Source organism: Acinetobacter sp. AKBS16 (assembly GCF_002899995.1).
Lineage (GTDB): Bacteria > Pseudomonadota > Gammaproteobacteria > Pseudomonadales > Moraxellaceae > Acinetobacter > Acinetobacter baumannii.
In genome coordinates, this window is sequence record NZ_POYH01000060.1 from 94,052 (window position 1) to 114,393 (window position 20,342).

General features: G+C 36.9%; 17 protein-coding genes. 10 read left to right on the forward strand and 7 right to left on the reverse strand.

Annotated elements, in window-relative coordinates:
- Positions 1-44: 44 nt before the first annotated feature.
- Positions 45-782 carry a hypothetical protein gene (locus C1642_RS10620; RefSeq protein ID WP_133246537.1) on the reverse strand — a complete coding sequence of 246 codons (738 nt, stop codon included), beginning with the start codon at positions 780-782 and terminating at the stop codon, positions 45-47.
- Positions 783-1,047: 265 nt separating this feature from the next.
- Here C1642_RS10620 and C1642_RS10625 point away from each other — a divergent pair, with 265 nt between their 5' ends.
- Genes C1642_RS10625 through C1642_RS10635 form a run of 3 tightly spaced genes read left to right on the forward strand, consistent with a single transcriptional unit; the run spans position 1,048 to position 5,575 of the window.
- The gene (locus C1642_RS10625) at positions 1,048-2,481 is read left to right on the forward strand and encodes an ABC-three component system protein (RefSeq protein WP_004748207.1); all 1,434 of its coding nucleotides are present in this window, start codon (positions 1,048-1,050) and stop codon (positions 2,479-2,481) included.
- Positions 2,478-3,191, forward strand: a complete 714-nt coding sequence (locus C1642_RS10630; protein WP_004748208.1) for an ABC-three component system middle component 1 — start codon at positions 2,478-2,480, stop codon at positions 3,189-3,191. Before C1642_RS10625 ends, C1642_RS10630 begins: the two co-directional genes overlap by 4 nt.
- Positions 3,188-5,575, forward strand: a complete 2,388-nt coding sequence (locus tag C1642_RS10635; RefSeq protein ID WP_103236312.1) for an AAA family ATPase — start codon at positions 3,188-3,190, stop codon at positions 5,573-5,575. The genes C1642_RS10630 and C1642_RS10635 overlap by 4 nt, the downstream gene beginning before the upstream one ends.
- A 117-nt stretch (positions 5,576-5,692) precedes the next feature.
- Here the strand turns inward: C1642_RS10635 and C1642_RS10640 are convergent, their stop codons facing one another.
- The 5 genes from C1642_RS10640 to C1642_RS10665 form a co-directional block, all read right to left on the reverse strand.
- Positions 5,693-6,241 carry a TetR/AcrR family transcriptional regulator gene (locus C1642_RS10640; protein ID WP_213064275.1) on the reverse strand — a complete coding sequence of 183 codons (549 nt, stop codon included), beginning with the start codon at positions 6,239-6,241 and terminating at the stop codon, positions 5,693-5,695.
- Positions 6,242-6,925: 684 nt separating this feature from the next.
- Positions 6,926-7,417, reverse strand: coding sequence for a flavin reductase (locus C1642_RS10650; protein WP_000249482.1), 492 nt, complete (start codon positions 7,415-7,417; stop codon positions 6,926-6,928).
- Between the two features lie 185 nt (positions 7,418-7,602).
- Complete coding sequence (locus C1642_RS10655; protein ID WP_000735351.1) at positions 7,603-8,646, reverse strand: methionine synthase; 1,044 nt, start codon at positions 8,644-8,646, stop codon at positions 7,603-7,605.
- 21 nt (positions 8,647-8,667) lie between these two features.
- Positions 8,668-9,654, reverse strand: a complete 987-nt coding sequence (locus C1642_RS10660; RefSeq protein WP_000031355.1) for a DUF1852 domain-containing protein — start codon at positions 9,652-9,654, stop codon at positions 8,668-8,670.
- A gap of 365 nt (positions 9,655-10,019) precedes the next feature.
- Positions 10,020-10,892 carry a LysR family transcriptional regulator gene (locus C1642_RS10665; RefSeq protein WP_103236303.1) on the reverse strand — a complete coding sequence of 291 codons (873 nt, stop codon included), beginning with the start codon at positions 10,890-10,892 and terminating at the stop codon, positions 10,020-10,022.
- A gap of 249 nt (positions 10,893-11,141) precedes the next feature.
- Between C1642_RS10665 and C1642_RS10670 the strand changes: the two genes are divergently transcribed.
- The 7 genes from C1642_RS10670 to tcuB all read left to right on the forward strand — a co-directional run bounded on the left by C1642_RS10670 (position 11,142) and on the right by tcuB (position 18,967).
- Complete coding sequence (locus tag C1642_RS10670) at positions 11,142-11,750, forward strand: LysE family translocator (protein ID WP_103236304.1); 609 nt, start codon at positions 11,142-11,144, stop codon at positions 11,748-11,750.
- Between the two features lie 117 nt (positions 11,751-11,867).
- Entirely contained in the window at positions 11,868-12,797 is a 930-nt protein-coding gene (locus C1642_RS10675; protein WP_000403825.1) for a LysR family transcriptional regulator, read from the forward strand.
- Between the two features lie 278 nt (positions 12,798-13,075).
- Complete coding sequence (locus tag C1642_RS10685; protein ID WP_000383636.1) at positions 13,076-14,386, forward strand: MFS transporter; 1,311 nt, start codon at positions 13,076-13,078, stop codon at positions 14,384-14,386.
- 92 nt (positions 14,387-14,478) lie between these two features.
- Complete coding sequence (locus C1642_RS10690; protein ID WP_000749505.1) at positions 14,479-15,273, forward strand: substrate-binding domain-containing protein; 795 nt, start codon at positions 14,479-14,481, stop codon at positions 15,271-15,273.
- A gap of 131 nt (positions 15,274-15,404) precedes the next feature.
- Positions 15,405-16,334: a LysR family transcriptional regulator gene (locus C1642_RS10695; protein ID WP_000421135.1), complete on the forward strand. Its 930-nt coding sequence runs from the start codon at positions 15,405-15,407 to the stop codon at positions 16,332-16,334.
- A 103-nt stretch (positions 16,335-16,437) separates the two neighbouring features.
- Entirely contained in the window at positions 16,438-17,844 is a 1,407-nt protein-coding gene (gene tcuA, locus C1642_RS10700; protein WP_103236305.1) for an FAD-dependent tricarballylate dehydrogenase TcuA, read from the forward strand.
- A complete protein-coding gene (tcuB, locus tag C1642_RS10705; protein WP_103236306.1) occupies positions 17,834-18,967 on the forward strand; it encodes a tricarballylate utilization 4Fe-4S protein TcuB in 1,134 nt (377 codons plus the stop codon). Before tcuA ends, tcuB begins: the two co-directional genes overlap by 11 nt.
- A gap of 104 nt (positions 18,968-19,071) precedes the next feature.
- On the opposite strand, the gene C1642_RS10710 is transcribed toward tcuB, so the two are convergent.
- Positions 19,072-20,301, reverse strand: a complete 1,230-nt coding sequence (locus C1642_RS10710) for a CaiB/BaiF CoA transferase family protein (RefSeq protein WP_103236307.1) — start codon at positions 20,299-20,301, stop codon at positions 19,072-19,074.
- Positions 20,302-20,342 lie beyond the last annotated feature (41 nt).

The following is a 20,342-nucleotide window of genomic DNA, read 5'->3' on the forward strand; positions in this document are numbered from 1 at the left end:
TATTAATAATCTTCTTAAGCCTTTTAAATTTATTATATTAGATATTAATGTTTCACAATAAAACATTTAATATTATCTGATATTTCTAATCCTTTTATAATTTCATCTTCATCCCTTATATAACCAAGGTCATAAATTAGAAAATAAATAAATTCATATCCACTGCTATAAGCAACTATATCGGCATTCATCTCATCAATTATTTCTGCTAATTTTCCTGATCGATTACAGATTTTAACCTCTAAAACCATACTTTGGTTTTTGAAAACAAAATCTGGTATAGATTCTTTTCCCGCCACTTTAACTCGCCCAGTCTCTCGATCATAATCAATCCCTTTTTGCTTTCCCTTACCAATTAATAAGCTTTCGATACCATTTTGGATAGTTTTTTCATTTTGTGGAGTATCGTAAATAGCTTTTCGAAGATTTGCTTTTAAAAAATTAAGAATATTATCTGCTTCAACTTCATCCAAACCACCCGTAGTTTCAACAAATGCTTTTAAAATTAAAAGATTAGTATAGACTTCATCAAAATAAATTCTTTGTTCAATCGTGACGGTATCAAAAGCTGAAGGAACTTTTTCTAAATTATACACGTCTACGGGAGCTCTAATATTAATTACTTCCTGAGCTTTCGCTAATATCTCATTATATTTACGCATAAAAGTTTTAAAACTTGAATGCAACCAGACATCATCTACCTTCGATTTTCTTGAAGCATCCATCGCTTTTTGTAAAGCTATACATTGATCACGTATCTCTTTCAGCTTAATTTCTTTCACTAATTTTGAGTCCTCTAATTTAGCTATCATAGGGATGATTAAAGCTATTCCATAAGTAAATATTAATATTTTTTAAATATAGATCCTATTGATATTACATCTTTTTTATCTGAATAACATATTTTATATATTTCATTAAATTACCAAAAAAGAGACTAGAATTAAAAGTTAAAAAATGGTAAAACCCATTAACATAAATTCAAAAAATTAACACAGAAATTTACAAACACTTTACCGCAATTTTTCTGTGTATTGGAGTTTTTAAATGGCTTTTGATGCATCCCCATCTTGGAGTGGTTTCAATTATCAAGGCAAAGTAGCTCTTTACTATGCTTTAAAATGTATTAATTCAGAATCAGTAGAAAAAGATTTCTCTAACTATAATTTAATGCTTGAAGATAATGAAGACTTTGAAATTGTCATTGATAAAGCCCCTATCTCTTTTCACCAAGTAAAAGCATATAATGAATCTAATTATAGTAAATATTCTGATGCACTTTTAGAAATAACTTTAGAGCTTTCAAAGAATTTAAATGTAATAGGTAAAATTCACACATGGAAAGAAATAAATTATAAATCAGGTTGTTACGATTTAAAATCATCAATAAAAAGTGATATAGACGGTATTCTAAAAGAATACCGTCTCTCAACTGAAGCAAATTCTACTATCCATAAAGCAGCATCTAATGTGCAAGGTTGTTCTAAAACTACTTTAATTATTAGAAATGCTTTTAAAAGTAAATCAGCAGAAGAAATAGCTCAACTTTTACAATCTATTTCGACTGAACAAAATGATGCTTTATCTAGAATTTCTGCATATGAATATGAGGATAAAAATTTATTTTGTGATATTAATACAATTAATGAAAAGATTAAAAAACAGCTATCTTTAGCCTTAAAACAAAGAGGTATACCTACAACTGAAAACCAATTAGATAAAGCTTTTTTGCACTTTTTAGGCATGATGGATAAATATATTATTTATCGCCATGAACATAAAAAAAGCCTAACAAAGGCTCCAATAGAATTTACTGAGATAATTAATATCCTTAATATAGATCATGAGAATGTAAGCAAAGAATATATAGCTTATAAATTTAAAGAACGTTTTTTCTTTTATATTGATCACTATATGGAAGATCCTGATGAAGATTATCAGTCACCAGAACCAGGATTCCATTGTAATTTACAAGAGATCCGCAAAATACTATTAAGTCTTACACCTTACGAGCTTTGGGAACATTACCGTCATTTTTCCCCACAAATTAATCTACAGAATAATAATATTGATGATGCATTTGAGACTAATTCTGATGGAATTCGTTACATGCTTATACGCATTTTCCATGAAATTGATTTCAATTTAGCAATTCACAAACCCCAAAAATATAAATTACTTTATCGCAACACTACTCCACCCTATCAATATTATTTACCAACAACTATTACTAACTCTTTTCGCCGAATTACACAAATTGAGAGACAAATTAGTTTAAATCCAAGCATTATTGAAATTTTGTATGAAGTTGAGAATCTTATTTACCATGGGAATATCATACATCCTATTTCAGCAATAGCATCAAGGCATACTGAAGCTCCAGTTTCTCAAGATTTAGATCTTAGATCTAAGCGAAATGAACCCTTAAATATTATCCATCTTATTCCTTTAACCAATGCCAAGGATAAATTAGTTAAATGATTAAAATTATTAATAATATTCTATTAAACAATGGATATGAGTTAGTCGATATACAATTACCCGATGATAAACATAATATTTTTCTTTTTTGTCCTAGAACAGAACATGCAAAAGAAGAATATTTCGTTACCATTCAACTAAATAACGAATCAGATGAACTCGCAAAAGAGTTATTAGAAAATTCAGCTGAGGAGTTATTCGAAACTATAAGAAACTCTGGAAAAGTTGAGTCATATTTTATAAAAAATTGTACTTTATTTATTTGTCACGATGAAACCCGTATAAATAGGGAAACAATATTCACTCTAGAAGAGGATCCATATAATTTCAAAAAAAATGTCATTACGTATTTCCCTTCTGAATTAAGTGATTTAAAAAAGTATTTAGAAGAAAATAATATTAAACAAATTTCTAATCTAACTATTAGCGAAATTATTAATAGTCAGAATGGACAACTTTTTTTGAATTTCAAAAAGAATCATAATAATATCAAAAACTATTACTCTCTTATTTTAAAAATAGCACTCAAATTACCATTTATTACCTATATCCCTCAAAAGAAAGAATTAATAAATTTGAGTTTGGAGATTGAAAAAACTCTCGAAGACAGAGAATCTGTGATTTTTAAAAATTTAATGGAACCTGAAATAGATTGGAATGAAAATAATATTTATCAAAATATTGAAAAAATATGGGGGAACTTAACATGATCCAGTTAAAAAAAATTACATTCAAGAATTTTAAAATTTTTGGAAATGATCCTTATACAATAAATTTAGATCATAACAATCTTATCCTTTTAGATGGACCAAATGGCTATGGCAAAACATCCGTATTTGATGCTATTGAATTAAGTCTTACAGGAAATATTTCTCGTTTAATTTCTGTTGAGAACAGACAAGTTCCTACAGATGTGGTAGTCGCACATAAAGGGAATGAAAATGTTGAGATTACAATCGAACTAATAGATCAAAATTATCAAATAAAAACTTTTCAAAGAAAGCTCAAAAATAATCCACCCAAAGCCTTAAAAAAAATATCTAAGTTTGCTGAGTTATGGGAATTATTCGAAATAATAGATGGAAAATTAATTGAATCTTCTCAAGATAAATTAGAGGAATATTTAGGTAGTCAGGATCTTGCTAGAGATTTTCTACTTTTTCACTATGTTCAACAAGAAGAAACCTCTCAATTTCTTAAAACTAAAAATGAAGTAAAAAGAGCTGAGGAATTAGCACAGCTTTTTGGTAATACATTAGAAGCTGATGAAAAACTAAATAAATTAAAAGATATTCAAAATAAGATAAGCACTGAAAAAAGTAAAATAGAAACACAAATAAATAATATTAATGAACTTTATAAAATTAATGATTTAAATTCGACACCAGAAAACTCTGAACAACACTTCTTTCTATTCCCATGGCTTACCGAAGTTGATAAAACCCCTTTTTGGGATATGCCTTCTATTAAAGATTTCAATCACGAAAGGCTCAATAACTCTTTAGAAGAAATTTCTCACATAAGAAATCTAATTAAATATCAAGATTTTTTTATCAAAAATCGTAGTTTCGAAAGTGTTACTCAACAGCGCGAACAACTCAAGCTCTATCTTGGATATTACCAATTTATTGATAAATATAATTTTTATATCAATGAAGAGAAGAATTATCAGTTTATCAAAGGCACTTATAATATATTAAATAATAAAGATTATAAATTGATACAAACAATAACTAACCTTGAAAACATTTTTGATTTATTAGGTTTAAAAAATTATTCTTCCTTTCAAAATTCACTTCAATTTCTTATTAATCAAGAAGCAAAAAATCATGGTCTAAGTTCTGTTTATACTGAACTTCTTCAATATCATAATGAAATGTCTTCAAAGCTACAAAGTTTACCAAATGAATCATCTTGTTTACTATGTGGTCATAACCATCAAAATCACGATGCCTTAGTAAATGCTATAGCTCAACAAAAGCTTGTAATTGAATTAGAACTAACTGATAAAGAAAAGTTTTTATCCCAATTAAAAGAAGAATTTAATAATATTCATCTTTTACCTCTTATACATGCATGTAAAGATTTTTTAGAAAAAACTATAGATATTTCTCAAGAAGATTTACAATCTCTATCTAAGGCACTAAATTATAAAGATTTCCTTGATAGAATAGATGGATGGTTAGAGAGCCAAAAATTTGAATATCAAGATTTAATAGCTAAAGTTTTTCCGATACGGAATGATATTTATAATTTAGAAGAAGCAACTAATGAATTAATTTTACGTATTTTATCTGCAATTGGAACCCCTCCTGAAGGATATTCAGAATCTAATGGCTCTGATGTATTTAATCGAGTTTATCGAGATTACTTCAACAACACATACAAAAATTTAAATTTAATAAATTCTAGTTTAATTGATCAAAAACAGAATTATATACATAACTTGTACTTTAATTCTCTAGCAGAAGTTAAAGAGAAGATAGAAAGTCTAAATAAACAACTTAGTTATCTGAATATAGCCTATCATGATATAAACAATTTAATTATAACTATACGAAAAAAAATCAGGTTATATAGACAAAAATTAATAACAGAAATTGAAATACCTTTTTATATTTATTCTGGAAAAATATTACAAACTCATCAAGCAGGTTTAGGGTATGGTGTATTTATTAAGGATCCAGCAATTAAAGATCCGACTAGTGAGGATGAACTCAAAAATATACGTCTAGTTTCAAACTGGCAAAGTGATCATGATATATTGAATACAATGAGTTCCGGACAAATATCAGCTGTAGTAATTTCTTTAACTTTAGCCTTACATCGAGTTTACTCTACAAAATTTTCTACAATTCTCATCGATGATCCAGTACAAACAATGGATGATGTAAACATGTCCTCACTAGTTGAAGTTTTACGTAATGATTTCTCTAAGAAGCAAATTATTCTATCTACTCATGAAAATAAAGTAGCAAGATACTTTTCTTATAAATTTTTAAAATATAATAAAAGCGTGAAATCAGTAAACCTAATGGAAAGAGCTGAATACATTTTAAATAATAATTATGTATATGAAGCTAAAAAATTATAAAATTTCTTATTTTTAAGGGTATGATAACGATGTATCATTCCCTTAAAAATTAAATTTTTAATATAAATAATAAAAATTTAGGATCAGTATAAGTTTTTTTTAAAAACTTTTACTCACTTATCTCCCCCAAAACCTCTCCAACACCACATCCCGTTCATCCACACTATTTGAGCTTAAAACCTGTAGTAGCAAACCATCGATCAGGTTTAAAACCATGTCTGCATCAAAATTAAAAGCACGAGTTTCACAGCTAAAAATCAGGTCAAAAAGTTCCCGATGTAGCCATTTTCGGTATTCAACTGCCATACGGTAGGCCTGCGGATACAACCGTTTTATTTCAAAAACTGCTTTAAGCAGCAAATGGTACAGACTGTTTAAGTTGGTATGTAAAACAATAATTTCTTTGAGTTTATCTTTTTGGGTGTAGTAACGGCTTGAGTAAATAATCGAGAGCACTTCTTCTTTGAGTAGGCTTTTTTGAAAGGCGATGCACATTTCAATTAGGCGTTCTTTGGAATGGAAGTAGTTGTAAAATGTGGCTTTCGGTATTTTGGCTTCTTTGATAATCAGGTCTACGCCTGCATTATGAAATCCATGCGTAGTAAAGAGTTGGATGGCAGTTTGAACAACCTGTAATTTTTTGGAAGATATTTCTAAAGTTGGCATAGTTTTACCGTTATAAATTCTTGTTGTTTCTAAATGAGATAAAAAGCCTGTGCCCTTTCTGGGAGAAAAAAAGGCACAGCAAAGCCGTAAGACGGTGCTTGGCACATCTCAAGTTTTATTGTTGATATAAGTTTTTAGCCGTAATGACTTAAAGTCTGAAAAGCGGTTAAGCCTCCAAACTGTTTAAAGATGAATTAAGTGGTGTCGTTATAGCTTTTGGCGCTCGAGGCCAAGAAATGATGGATGTGCATAGCCAACTCCTAATTTTGGGAGTTCTGCCAAAGCATTCATTTGGAATTATGGTGGCAGAACGAAAGAGGGTTGACAGACTGGCTTCGAGAACCCAGCACGCACAAAGACGTCCCCCTTCCGTCCTACCGCTACAAAAAGGGAGACGAGTGGGTCTACATCAAAAAAACGAGTTTTTTCAATGTTCTCAAAGATCAGCCTGTCAAAGCCGGCTGGCAATGTGGCCAGCACGCAAAGCATAATCTGAGAGTTGAGATGTGTCAATGTGGCTTTAATGACAAGTGATTAAATTTCTTATTGTTTTTCATTAGATTAACTTAATTTTTATTTAAGATATTATATTTAATTGTATTTTTAAAATTAAACAGAAGCGATCCGTGCTTATTGATTTCTTAATGAGACTTTTAATATGAAATAACGAAATGATAAGTAGGATTAGACAGTCTCTGTCTGCCCCACTTGGTGATAAGCACGGTTAAAATAAACCAAACTTTGGTCATGTTGGCTTTGTTTAATCGCCACAATCGGACATATAAAAATCGTGTGTGTGCCGACTTGTTGAATTTGCTCAATCTCACAATCGAAGCTCACCAAAGCATCTTCCAACACAGGTGCGCCTGTTTCTAACTCAATCCATTCGCCATGTTTAAAGCGTTCTTCTGGTGTGAGCTTAGATGAAAAAGCTTTTGAAATATGTTCGTGGTGCGCGCCTAACACATTCACGGTTAAGATTTTATTATCTAGGAAATGTGCATGTGAACTCGCAGCTTGGTTCATACAGACCAATAATGTCGGCGGTGTGTCAGTCACACTACAAACAGCAGAGGCAGTAAATCCAAAACGGCCAGACATGCCTGCCGTGGTCACAACACTAACCGCACTTGTGAGTAAAGACATTGCATTTCTAAAGTCTGTTGCTTGAACCATGACATTATTCCTAAATTGAACCGTACCTTGTCCTGTGTGTTTGCTATACCGCCCAACTCTATCAGGAAGGTACTATCGACATGCGATCTGATTAGAGCGACATGTAGTAAGTAAAATGAGGGTTACTTGTTTGATTATCAACCACCATCAAAAAAGTAACCCTTTATACCACTTATTGGTAAATATTAAGCAGTAAGATCATAACCCGTAAGTTCTCGGCGAACGATTTCTGCACCTGCACTTAAGGCATTTAGCTTGCCGCGTGCCACTTCACGAGAAAGAGGCGCCATACCACAGTTTGTGCACGGGTAAAGCTTGTCTGAGTCTACAAACTGAAGCGCTTTACGTAGTGTATTGGCAACTTCTTCCGGTGTTTCAATCTGGTTCGTTGCAACATCAATTGCACCCACCATGACTTTTTTACCACGAATGAGTTCAAGTAAGTCGATTGGCACACGAGAGTTGTGACATTCTAACGAGATGATATCAATGTTAGAAGTTTGAAGTTTCGGGAAAGCTTCTTCGTACTGGCGCCATTCTGAACCGAGTGTCTTTTTCCAGTCAGTATTGGCTTTAATACCGTAACCATAGCAAATGTGCACCGCAGTTTCACATTTTAGGCCTTCAATTGCACGTTCTAAAGTCGCAATACCCCAGTCATTTACTTCGTCAAAGAATACGTTAAATGCAGGTTCATCAAACTGGATAATATCTACACCAGCAGCTTCTAACTCTTTCGCTTCTTGGTTCAAGATTTTGGCAAATTCCCAAGCAAGCTTTTCACGGCTCTTGTAGTGACCATCATAAAGCGTATCAATCATGGTCATTGGGCCAGGTAACGCCCATTTAATTGGCTGATCAGTTTGCTGACGTAAAAACTTTGCATCTTCAACAAACACAGGCTTTTGACGAGACACCGCACCTACCACAGACGGTACGCTTGCGTCGTAACGGTCACGAATACGAACTGTTTCGCGCTTCTCAAAATCTACGCCATTCAAGTGCTCAATAAACGTAGTCACAAAGTGTTGGCGGGTTTGTTCGCCATCGCTAACAATATCAATGCCCGCAAGTTTTTGTTCGTGAAGTGCTAAACGTAACGCGTCTTTTTTACCTTCAATTAAGCCTTCGTTTTCGAGTTTCCACGGCGACCAAAGCTTTTCAGGTTCTGCAAGCCAAGACGGTTTTGGTAAGCTGCCAGCAGTTGAAGTCGGTAATAACTTTTTCATAATAAATGACCTATATGTTGATTAATTAGGAGCGTAATTCGCAGACCACTGCTCAAGAATCGCTTGGTATGGTTTGATAAATTGCTCTTCAACAAACTTCCCCTGCTCTATAGCCAGACGGCTACGTTCTTCACGGTCATACACAATTCGAGTAAGTGAATAATCTTGGTGCTTCAAGCTTGGTTGATAAGACTTTCCAGCCACTGAATTTGCATTGTAAATTTCAGGACGATAAATCTTTTGGAAGGTTTCCATCGTACTAATGGTACTAATCAACTCAAGGTTGGTGTAATCACTCAACAAATCGCCAGTAAAGTAGAACGCTAACGGCGCAACGCTATGCGGCGGCATGAAATAGCGAACTTTTAAGCCCATTTTTTGGAAATATTCATCAGTTAATGAATAGTCTTCTTGCTTGTATTCAACACCCAAAACAGGATGTTCGTTTTCAGTACGGTGATACACCTTACTTGTTGAAACGCTTAGGCAAATGACTGGTGCCTTTTTAAAGTTGGCTTTATAAGTCTCAGAGTTAATAAAGCTCTTAAACAAGTTGCCGTGCAATTCACCAAACTTTTCTGGCGTGCTAAACGTAGACTTGTTTTTGTTGTGATCTAACAACAGCACACTAAAGTCATAGTCACGTACATAAGACGAGAAGTTGTTACCTACAATACCTTCGATGCGTTCATTGGTCTTTTTATCAACAATATTGGTTTTCAATATTTCGATGAGAGGAAGCCCGCTGGTACGATTTTCCGCATCAATATTCATTTCAACTGAAATGATTTCAAGTTCAACGCCATAGCGGTCGCCCTTAGGGTTGTCCCAATGAGCTAAGGCATTGAAACGATTGTCGATCATCCGTAAGGTGTTGCGCAAATTTTCTTCGCGGCTCATCCCTCTCGCCAAGTTAGCAAAGTTGGTTGTAATACGCGTATTGTCTGCTGGACGATAGTTCTCATCGAAACAAATACTCTTAATCGTAAATGTAAATTCTTTACTCATTGTGATCAGTACCCTAATTTCTGAGATAAACCTAAAAAATCTTTTTGCTCTTTTTGAACTTTCCAGCCTTATCAGTTTTGTGCCTTATGGTCTTATCAAAGTGAATAACTGGAGCGCTTCAGAGCATGGATAGATTTATACCGCAATCACAACATGAATAAAAATGATTTAGTCTCATTCAAAACTGAGTGAAATTCATGTTTAGGGTTTTATAAATAAGTATAAAGTTAAATATTTTTCATCTTAGGGAATTTTAGACGGCAGAAATTCAATATACAGCACTCGCTTTATTGTGCCTGAAAATTTAGAATTTATGATTATTTTCAGTTAATTAAATCATTTTTCTTTAAATAAAACAGATAAGTCTAGAGCAATTTATGTTGACTCTCATTCATCTCTGCTTTTAGCCATTCTAAAAATAGGGTTTTGCGTGGATCTTCCTCAAAAGCACGATGAGAAAGTAGAAAATAGGCTGAACCATCTTGAACGACTGGTGAATTTTTTTGCAGTAAGTTCCATTCAAGCTCTTTTTCGATCATATAAATTGAGATGACTGTCGCGCCGAGTCCCGCTAAACAACCTTCTAAACATAGGTAAAAATGTTCAAGTTCAACTTTGGAGTAGCCTTTTAAACTCTGCTTTAACTCAGCAATGCGGCTCATGTTTTTGAAAAAATTTGGTCTAGAAGTCGAAATGAGTACATCGTTGGTTTCCGATGGGTTGGTTGCTTGAACTAGAGCGATATATTCATCGGCAATTTTTTCGCTATAGATATGCTCCCCCCAATCAAAGTCATTTCGACGTATCGCAATATCAATATTATCTTTTTCAAAATCGACCAAGCCGCCTGCTGTGAGTAGCACAACCTCAAAATCATGCCCGAGCTTTTTAAATTTTGATAACCGCGGAATGAGCCATTTCATAGAAAGAGTCGGTTCACAGGACAAAACCAGTTGCTTGTTTTCGGTTTTGGGTTGGCTAAGCTCTATTAAACATTCATCGAGTTGACCAAACACCTGATGGCAACAACTCAATAAAATTTCGCCCTGCTTAGTCATCACAAGCGTTTTATTTTTTCGGTCGAATAAAGACGTATTTAAAGCTTCTTCTAAATTATAAATCTGTTTACTGACCGCACTTTGCGTCAAAAATAATTTCTTTGCAGCTAAAGTTACGCTGCCATACTTCGCTACAAAATAGAAAAATTTTAGTGAATTCAGCGATATTCTTTCGATCATTCCAAAAACTCATAGTTATGTTGTCGTTTTTATCGATTTTTATTTTTAGGTTTCTGTTCAAAATAAAAATCATCTTTATTAAAACCTATTTTAGATGATGAAAAATATTTTAAATATCTATCTTCATAAATGTAAAGCCCCAATCTTTCTCACGAAAAGAATAATAGCTTTAAGCAAAACAGCTCCCCTCTCAAATACATTCCAAAAAGTACAGAGCATTCCCCTCATTTTCAGTGAGGGTACAAGATAATGGCAGAGTTTATTGCGGTTATTTTAATTACGATTTTGGCGGTGGTTAGCCCCGGAGCAGACTTCGCGATTGTGACTAAAAATAGTTACTTGTACGGTCGAAAAATAGGTGTGTTTACTTCACTTGGAATATCGCTTGGTGTGTTGGTGCATGTGACTTATACGTTAGTCGCCGTTGCCTTTGTGATGACTTATACGCCGCAAATTTTGAATATTGTTAAGTATATTGGCGCACTTTACCTGATCTATATTGGCTATAAAACTTTTACTCAGAAACCTGTTTTAGACTCTGCTGCTTTAAATTCTATAGGTACTTTGCAAGCGATAAAATACGGTTTTTTTACCAACGCCCTGAACCCAAAAACCACGCTATTTGTGATTAGTACCTATACGCAAATTGTGAGCTTAACTACGCCTAAAACCATTCTTTTGGCTTATGGCTTTTTTATGTCATTTGCCCATTTTGTATGGTTTTCACTTGTGGCTGTACTGTTCTCATCCATGCTACTGAGACAAAAAATGTTAGCCAAGCAAGTACAGATTAATAGGGTGATTGGTTCAATTTTATGTGTGTTAGGTGTGATTTTGCTTTTTACTAAGTTTCAGTAGAGGCACTTAATTTTTCAGAACCTTTTTAATGTATTACTGTTAATATAAAAATACATGATAGATTTCCCAATCCTTCATATCTCTATAAATCAAGGATGATGAGCGAATACATTTATTATGGAAATCAAGCAAATAAAGTATTTTTTGACGGTCGTTGAATCAGGCAGTATTGGAAAAGCTGCCCAAAAACTCGATGTGGGTGCTTCGGCAATTAGTCAGCAAATTAGTAAGCTCGAGCAAGAGTTAAGCATTCGCTTATTACAGCGTAATGCTTTTGGTGTGACCCCAACCCCTGCTGGCCTTGCCTTTTTAAAGCACTCTCAACTTATTTTGCGTCAAGTGAACTTCGCCATAGATGCTGCACATTCAGCACGGCTTTCAGGTCATGTCAGCCTTGGTTTTCCACCGACCATTACCGCTTTAATTGGCATCCCTTTAATGAAACTAATGTCTGAACGTTATCCAGATATTCGTTTAGAGATTGTGGAAACCTTGTCGGGGAACCTGATTCAGTCGATTAATTCGCGTCAGCTTGATATTGCCATTATTTTTACCAATGAAATTGATAAACAGTGGTCAATTCAACCCTTGGTACGCGAGCAAATGTATTTAATGGCACGCAAAGAAGTGCTCGACAAATACGGACTTAGCGAATGTATTAAAAGTGGAATTATTCAGTCGCAGCAAATTGGCGATATTCCTTTAGTGTTGCCACGTCAACGCCATAGCTTACGAAAACTGCTTGAGCACAAGATTGGACAGCTCAATGTCGTCTATGAAATTGATGGCTTGCATTTGCTTATGGACAGCCTGATTCATCTTGACCTTGCAAGTGTGAGGCCCGGTAGTGCTTGCTTACAAGAGTATAAACACAAGCTACAATTGCTTAAGGTTGTCGACCCGGAAGTTGAACGAATTAACTATTTGGTGAGCCTTGCCGAAGAAGAATTATCACCTGCCGCACTTGCTGCCAAGTCAGCCATTAAGGCATGTGTGAAAGAATTGATTCAAAACCAGATTTGGCCATGTTCTGAAATTATTTTATAAAGGGTCATTAATTTTTCTAAATACCTAATTAATTTTCTCCTCTCACTCCCTCCTGCTTTTTAAGATTACATTTTCCTTCGAATGATAAGTGGTTTTCTGTTTATCGAAACATAGATGTGTAGTTTGAACTGGAAACAAGGCATCACATTTTCTACGAAGGACACCTTTAAATCTCATCTCTAACCCATTTCCTATTTAGGTTTATTGATTGAATCAGTTTACGTCCAAACCTTGAAGATCGTGAATGTTTCCATTTTGTTAGGCCAAGGAGGTCTCCAATGGATGTCGTTAATAACCGTAGGGCTACTTTTAAAAAAATATTAAATGTAACGAGTGGCAACTTTTTAGAACAGTACGATTTTTTTCTTTTTGGTTTCTATGCCACCTATATCGCAGCAAAGTTTTTCCATTCTGATAATGAATATGTCTCTTTAATGATGACATTTACCGTGTTTGCTGCGGGTTTTCTTATGCGTCCTCTCGGCGCTATTTTCTTGGGTGCCTATGTCGACAAAGTCGGTCGCCGTAAAGGTTTGATTGTCACTTTAAGTCTTATGGCAATTGGCACCATCTTAATTACCTTTGTGCCGGGTTATGAAACCATTGGTATTATCGCGCCAATTTTGGTGGTGATTGGGCGTCTATTACAAGGCTTCTCGGCAGGTGTTGAATCTGGTGGCGTTTCAATTTACCTCGCTGAAATTGCAACCGATAAAAATCGTGGCTTTATTACTAGCTGGCAGTCTGGTAGCCAACAAATTGCGGTTGTGTTTGCGGCCTTACTTGGTTATTGGCTCAACACCATTTTAACTCATGCTCAAGTGGGTGAATGGGGCTGGCGTATTCCGTTCTTAATTGGCTGTTTAATTATTCCTTTAATCTTCTTGTTCCGTCGTACTTTAGAGGAAACTGAAGACTTTAAAGCGCAAAAAACTCATCCATCTTCAAAAGAAATTTTCAGCACACTTGTAAGCAACTGGCGCATTGTACTTGCCGGCATGATGATGAGTGCGATGACTACGACAACTTTCTACTTTATTACGGTTTACACCACGGTGTATGCGAAACGTACTTTAGAAATGTCGGTAACAGATAGCCTTTTAGCAACCGTGTTTGTAGGTTTGTCGAATTTCTTCTGGTTGCCAATGGGTGGTTTGCTTTCAGACAAAATTGGTCGCCGTCCAGTATTAGTGGGTATTACGACTCTTGCGATCTTTACCAGCTATCCGGTTTTAAGCTGGTTGGTGAGCGACATTAGCTTCTCAAACCTACTTATTACCCTTGCTTACTTCTCATTCTTCTTTGGTATGTACAACGGCACTATGGTCGCAACGCTTGCCGAAGTGATGCCAAAACGTGTACGTACCGTTGGCTTCTCTTTAGCATTTAGTCTTGCAGCCGCGATTTTTGGTGGTATGACTCCAATGGCTTGTACCTTCCTTGTCGAAAATACAGGTAATGCAAGCACACCAGCGTTCTGGCTCATGCTCGCTGCGGTATGTAGTCTCATCTCAAGCTTGTATTTATGTCGTGGTTCTAAACAGAAAGATCCTGACGCGATTGCTGAACCTGCAAAGGTTAGCGCTTAAAACAACTCATTCCTTAACCTGAAATTTTAATAAACAGTACGGCAGACCTTAAATCTCCGTACTGTGCTTTCTTGCAATTCAAGTGAGGTACTATGAAAAAGTCCCCTATCTTCATAACTATTTGCCTAGCTGGTGCAGGCTTAGGATCTACATTTGCCAATGCAGATACGCTCGAAGTAATTAGCTCAGGCGGTTTCTATTCATCTATGGAAAAACTCATTCCAATATTTGAAAAGCAAACTGGTCACACAGTTCACCTCTCATCTGGTTCGTCTATGGGTGAATCACCGACTGCAATTCCAAATCGACTCAATCGTGGTGAACGTTTTGACATTGTTGTGTTGGCTGCTCCTGAACTAAGCAAACTCGCAGAAAAAGGTTATGTTGACCCAAATTCACAAAGCGCTTTAGTGAATTCAAGCATTGGCATGGCTGTGCCTAAAGGTGCACCAAAGCCAGACATTAGCTCTGCAGCAAAATTTGAAAAAGTTTTATTAAATGCCAAGCACATAGGCTATTCTGCAAGTGCGAGTGGTACTCATCTTGAAAAAGATGTTTTCCCAAGCTTTCCACCTGTCGAATACAAAGTAATTTCTAGTAAAGCAGAAAAAGTGGTAGGCGACCGCGTTGCAAAACGTATTGCCGAAGGCCAGTTTGATATTGGTTTCCAGCAAATTAGTGAAATCAAACCTTTTACCGGCAAATATGGTCAAGTTGAGTTAGTTGGTCCAATCCCTGCGCCTTACCAAAAAGTTACCGTATTTGCTGCTGGTATTGGTAAAAACTCGGAACATGCAAAAGTCGCAAAAGAACTTATTCAATTTGTGAAATCGCCTCAAGCGACACAAATTATTGAAGAACAGGGTCTTGAGCAGGTTAAACAATAAAAGCTCTAAAAGGCAGCATTTTGAGAGGATGTTGCCTTTACTCTTTGAACGGTTTACTCAAAGCAATAGAACAAAATGTAGAGCAATAAACCAGTGTAGAATAATTAACAAAGGTCAAAGTAGAATTTGCCGTGGAACTTAAACAATTAAAATATTTTATTGCAGTGATCGAGTCAGGAAGCTTGGGTAAAGCTGCAAAAAATCTCGATATTGGAACGTCTGCATTAAGTCAGCAAATCTCAAAATTAGAAAGCGAGCTTTCTATTCGCCTTTTACAACGTACTGCTTTGGGTACGGTTCCCACCCCTGCGGGTTTAGCTTTTTTTCAACAGGTTCAACTGGCACTTAGACACCTAGACCATGCCGTAGACTCTGCGCATTCTTCACGTTTAAGTGGCCACGTCACCGTCGGTTTTTCACCGAGTGTTGCAGCTGTTATTGGCACACACTTTTTAAAACTGATGAGAAACCGTTACCCCGACATTAAAGTCCGTTTAATTGAAGGGTTATCGGGTGATCTCAAAGCTTTGGTGAATGCAAGGCAGCTCGATGTCGCGATCATCTTTAGTGACGATGTCGACCCACAGTGGGCCATACAGCCTTTAGTCAAAGAACAGATGTTTTTAATCTCGCCTAAAGAAGTGCTGAGTCAGTACGACCTTGAAAGCTGTATCGACACTCAAACCATTACCCATTCACAGCTTAAAGAACTTCCCTTGATTTTACCGAGCCAACGACATGGGCTGCGCTTGTTGCTCGAACAGAAAATTCACCAACTTAAAGTGGCCTATGAAATTGATGGGCTGCATTTGTTAATGGAAAGCATTAGCCAACTCGAAATGGCAACTATTCAACCTGCTGGTGCATCGTTAAACTCGCGGCAAGACCTGTGTTTACTGCGCGTTATAGAACCTGCTATTGAACGTATTAATTATTTAATTAGTCTCTCTGAAGAAGAGCTCTCGCCTGCCACCTTAGCCACAAAAGTGGTGATTCGTGCCTGTGTAGCAAACTTGATTAATGAAAAGCGCTGGCCCGGTGCGGAACTCATAAACACTTAAGCCATTAGTGTTTATTTTTACTAAACACCCATTCAAGCCTAGCCTCTCACTTCATCTTCCCTTTTGAAGCTACATTAGCCCTAGCTGAGAAAGGGAGAAATCCATGCATGATGTAATTGTGATTGGTGGTGGGAATGCCGCACTGTGTGCCGCGCTCACAGCAAAAGAAAGTGGCGCGTCAGTGCTTGTCATAGAAGCAGCGCCCAAAGAGTGGCGTGGTGGTAACTCACAACACACTCGTAACCTTCGCTGCATGCATGATGCTCCTCAAGACGTATTGGTCGATGCTTACCCAGAAGAAGAATATTGGCAAGACTTACTTAAAGTGACTGCGGGCAAAACCAATGAACATTTAGCTCGTCTCGTCATTCGTAGCACGGCGACCTGCCGTGACTGGATGCGTAAACATGGTGTGAATTTTCAGCCACCGCTATCGGGTGCTTTGCATGTTGCACGCACCAATGCCTTTTTTATGGGTGGAGGTAAAGCCCTCATTAATGCCTACTACCGTAGCGCCCAAGAACTTGGTATCGAAATTTTATACAACATAAAAATTAAAGATCTAAAGTTAAATCAAGGACATTTTGAAGCTGCAATTGCTGAAGATGGACGTGTATTTAAAGCAAAAAGCTGTGTATTGGCCGCAGGTGGTTTTGAGTCAAATCTCGAATGGTTAAGAGAAGCATGGGGACAAAATGAAAACGGCGAATGGCCTGCCGATAATTTCATTATTCGTGGAACCCGCTTTAATCAGGGCAACTTGCTCAAATTTATGATAGATCAAGGCGCCGATATTATTGGTGACCCATCACAATCGCACTGTGTGGCGGTAGATGCACGCGCACCGTTATATGACGGCGGCATCTGCACCCGTATTGACTGCGTTTCACTGGGAATTGTAGTCAATAACAAAGCTGAACGTTTTTACGATGAGGGCGAAGATTTCTGGCCAAAACGTTATGCGATTTGGGGCCGCCTTGTTGCCAAACAACCTCAGCAAATCGCCTATTCGATTATCGACTCAAAAGCCATTGGTCGCTTTATGCCACCTGTGTTTGCGGGTGTGAAAGCAAATAGCATTCAAGAACTGGCCGAAAAAATCGGGCTAGATGCAAAAACCTTATGCCACACCGTAGAAGAATTTAATCAAGCCTGCGTACAAGGCACCTTTAACCACACGGTTTTAGATGACTGCACCACCGAAAATATTGTTCCCAACAAAACCCACTGGGCCGTTCCTCTCGATCAACCACCCTTCTACGCCTATGCGCTTAAACCCGGCATTACCTTTACCTATTTAGGTTTAAAAGTCGAAGACGATGCTGCGGTGCGTTTTAACAATAAACCAAGCCGTAACCTATTTGTCGCAGGTGAAATGATGGCAGGTAACGTACTTGGTCAGGGTTATACCGCAGGCGTTGGCATGTCGATCGGCACAACCTTTGGACGCATTGCCGGAAAAAATGCCGCCCACTATGCACTTTCACAAGGAGTTGAACATGAATGCTAGTACCAAAGCCCTAATTCCAGTTGTTCAGCTCTCTGACCATGAGCAGGAAGTTCAAAGAGTGCTACAGATTTGTAATGCTTGTCGCTACTGTGAGTCTTTTTGTGCTGTATTTGCGGCTATGACCAAACGTCTTGAGTTTAACCAAGCCGATATTCATTACATGGCAAACCTCTGCCATAACTGTGGTGCATGTTTACATGCTTGCCAATATGCTCCACCACACGAGTTTGGTGTAAATATTCCAAAAGCGATGGCACAAGTACGTTTAGAAACTTATCAAGAATTTGCTACACCTCAGCCTTTAGGTCGACTTTATAAGTCTGTAGGTATTCCTTTTGTTTCGACGTTAACACTCATTTTCTTTTTTTGCATGTTAGCTGTAGTGTGGTGGAAAGGCACTGACTTATTTGCAGGCTATCAAGGTAATTTTTATGCGATTTTCCCGCATAACTTTTTAGCACTATTGTTTGGAGCGACCTTTACAGTTGCAATTGTTTTACTCGGCATTGGAGTTAGCAAATTCTGGCGACAAACCTCTAAAGTCATTCATGGCAAAGTTGAGAAACCAGATCTGGTTCAAGCCACTCAAAATGTATTAACACTTAAATATTTAGATGGCGGTCATGGTAAAGGCTGTAATGAACAAGATGACCGTTATACACAAATCCGCCGTGTGTTCCATCACCTGACGTTTTATGGCTTTATGCTTTGCTTTGCAGCTACGGGTGTAGCGACTTTATATCACTATTTTCTTGACCTACATGCGCCTTACCCTATCTTTAGCTTGCCTGTGATTTTGGGTACTTTGGGTGGGATTGGCTTAGTGATTGGACCATCGGGCTTGCTCTATTTAAATCTTAAACGTCACCCATTACATGGTGACCGTGAGCAAAGACCTGTAGATCGAGGCTTTATTTTCCTTTTAATTTTAGTCAGTGCTTCAGGCTTAGCTCTCATGGCATTTCGCAATACCCCTTACATGGCACTTTTACTGATTTTCCATTTAGCTACGGTCATGACGTTTTTTATTACCATGCCATTTGGAAAGTTCGCACACGGTTTTTACCGCAGCGCTTCTTTACTTAAATTTGCCATCGAAGAGCGTATTTCCAAGAAGTCATAATGTTTAAGATTAGAAAAACTTCCTAATAAAAAACCGCTATAAAAGCGGTTTTTTATATTCAACTACAATGATAATTGAATGGACATATTGAAAACGGTAATAGCTTAAGCAATTTTCCCATCAATAATGCCTTTCTCTTTTAACGCAGCTAGCTCTTCTGCTGTTTTAAATCTCGATAAGATTTGAGCAGTATGTTCACCAAGCTCTGGAGGTGCATGATGATATTCAACGGGAGTATCAGACAGTTTGATGGGTGAGCCAATGGTTTGGAAGTTTTCATTTAAACGATGAGGAATATTGACCACCAAATTACGATGCACGATTTGTGGTTCAGCCAAAGCATCTTCAATAGAATTGATAACACCTACGGGTACTTTTAACGCATGAATCATATCAACCCATTCTTTAGCAGTTTTCTGCAAAAAGTGCTCGGACAATAAAGGTATCAGTTCATTTCGATATTTTACGCGGTCTTGGTTGCGCACAAACTTATCATTTTCGAGCAACTCTGGATAACTAATCGCAATACACAAATCTTTAAACTGTTTGTCGTTGCCACAAGCAATAATAAATTCTTTATCTTTAGCCTTAAAAGTTTGATACGGCACAATACTTGGGTGTTGATTACCCATGCGTTGTGGCGCTTTACCTGAAGCTAAATAATTCATTCCCTGATTTGCCAGTGCCGCGACCTGCACATCAAGGAGTGACATATCAATATACTGACCGCGTCCTGTGTGTGAGCGTGCAATCAGTGCCGCTTGAATGGCAATGGTGGAATACAATCCAGTTTGAATATCTACCACAGCCACACCAACCTTTTGCGCACCACCACCTGCCACATCATCAGGCTCGCCAGTAATGCTCATTAAGCCAGACATACCCTGAATAATAAAATCATAACCGGGTTCTTCTGCACGTGGGCCATCTTGCCCAAAACCGGTAATCGAGCAATAAACAATGTTCGGATTCAACTCACTTAATGACGCGTAGTCCAAACCATATTTAGCCAAAGACCCTGTCTTATAATTTTCAATCACGACATCGGCAGTCTTGGCAATTTCATAAATTAAGGCCTGACCTTCTGGTGTGGTAATGTCTACCGCAACAGAATATTTATTACGATTGGTACACTGGAAATAACCAGATTCACGGGTCATGTTTCCGTCTTGATCGGGCATCCATGGTGGGCCCCACATACGGGTGTCATCACCGACTCGAGGACGTTCAATTTTAATCACTTCCGCGCCAAGGTCTGCCAAGATTTGCCCACACCAAGGCCCCGCAAGCACACGACTTAAATCTAAAACCCGAATTCCTTGTAATGCACCCATAACGATACCCTTATCTTTTTAGAGGGTACTCAACGTACCTT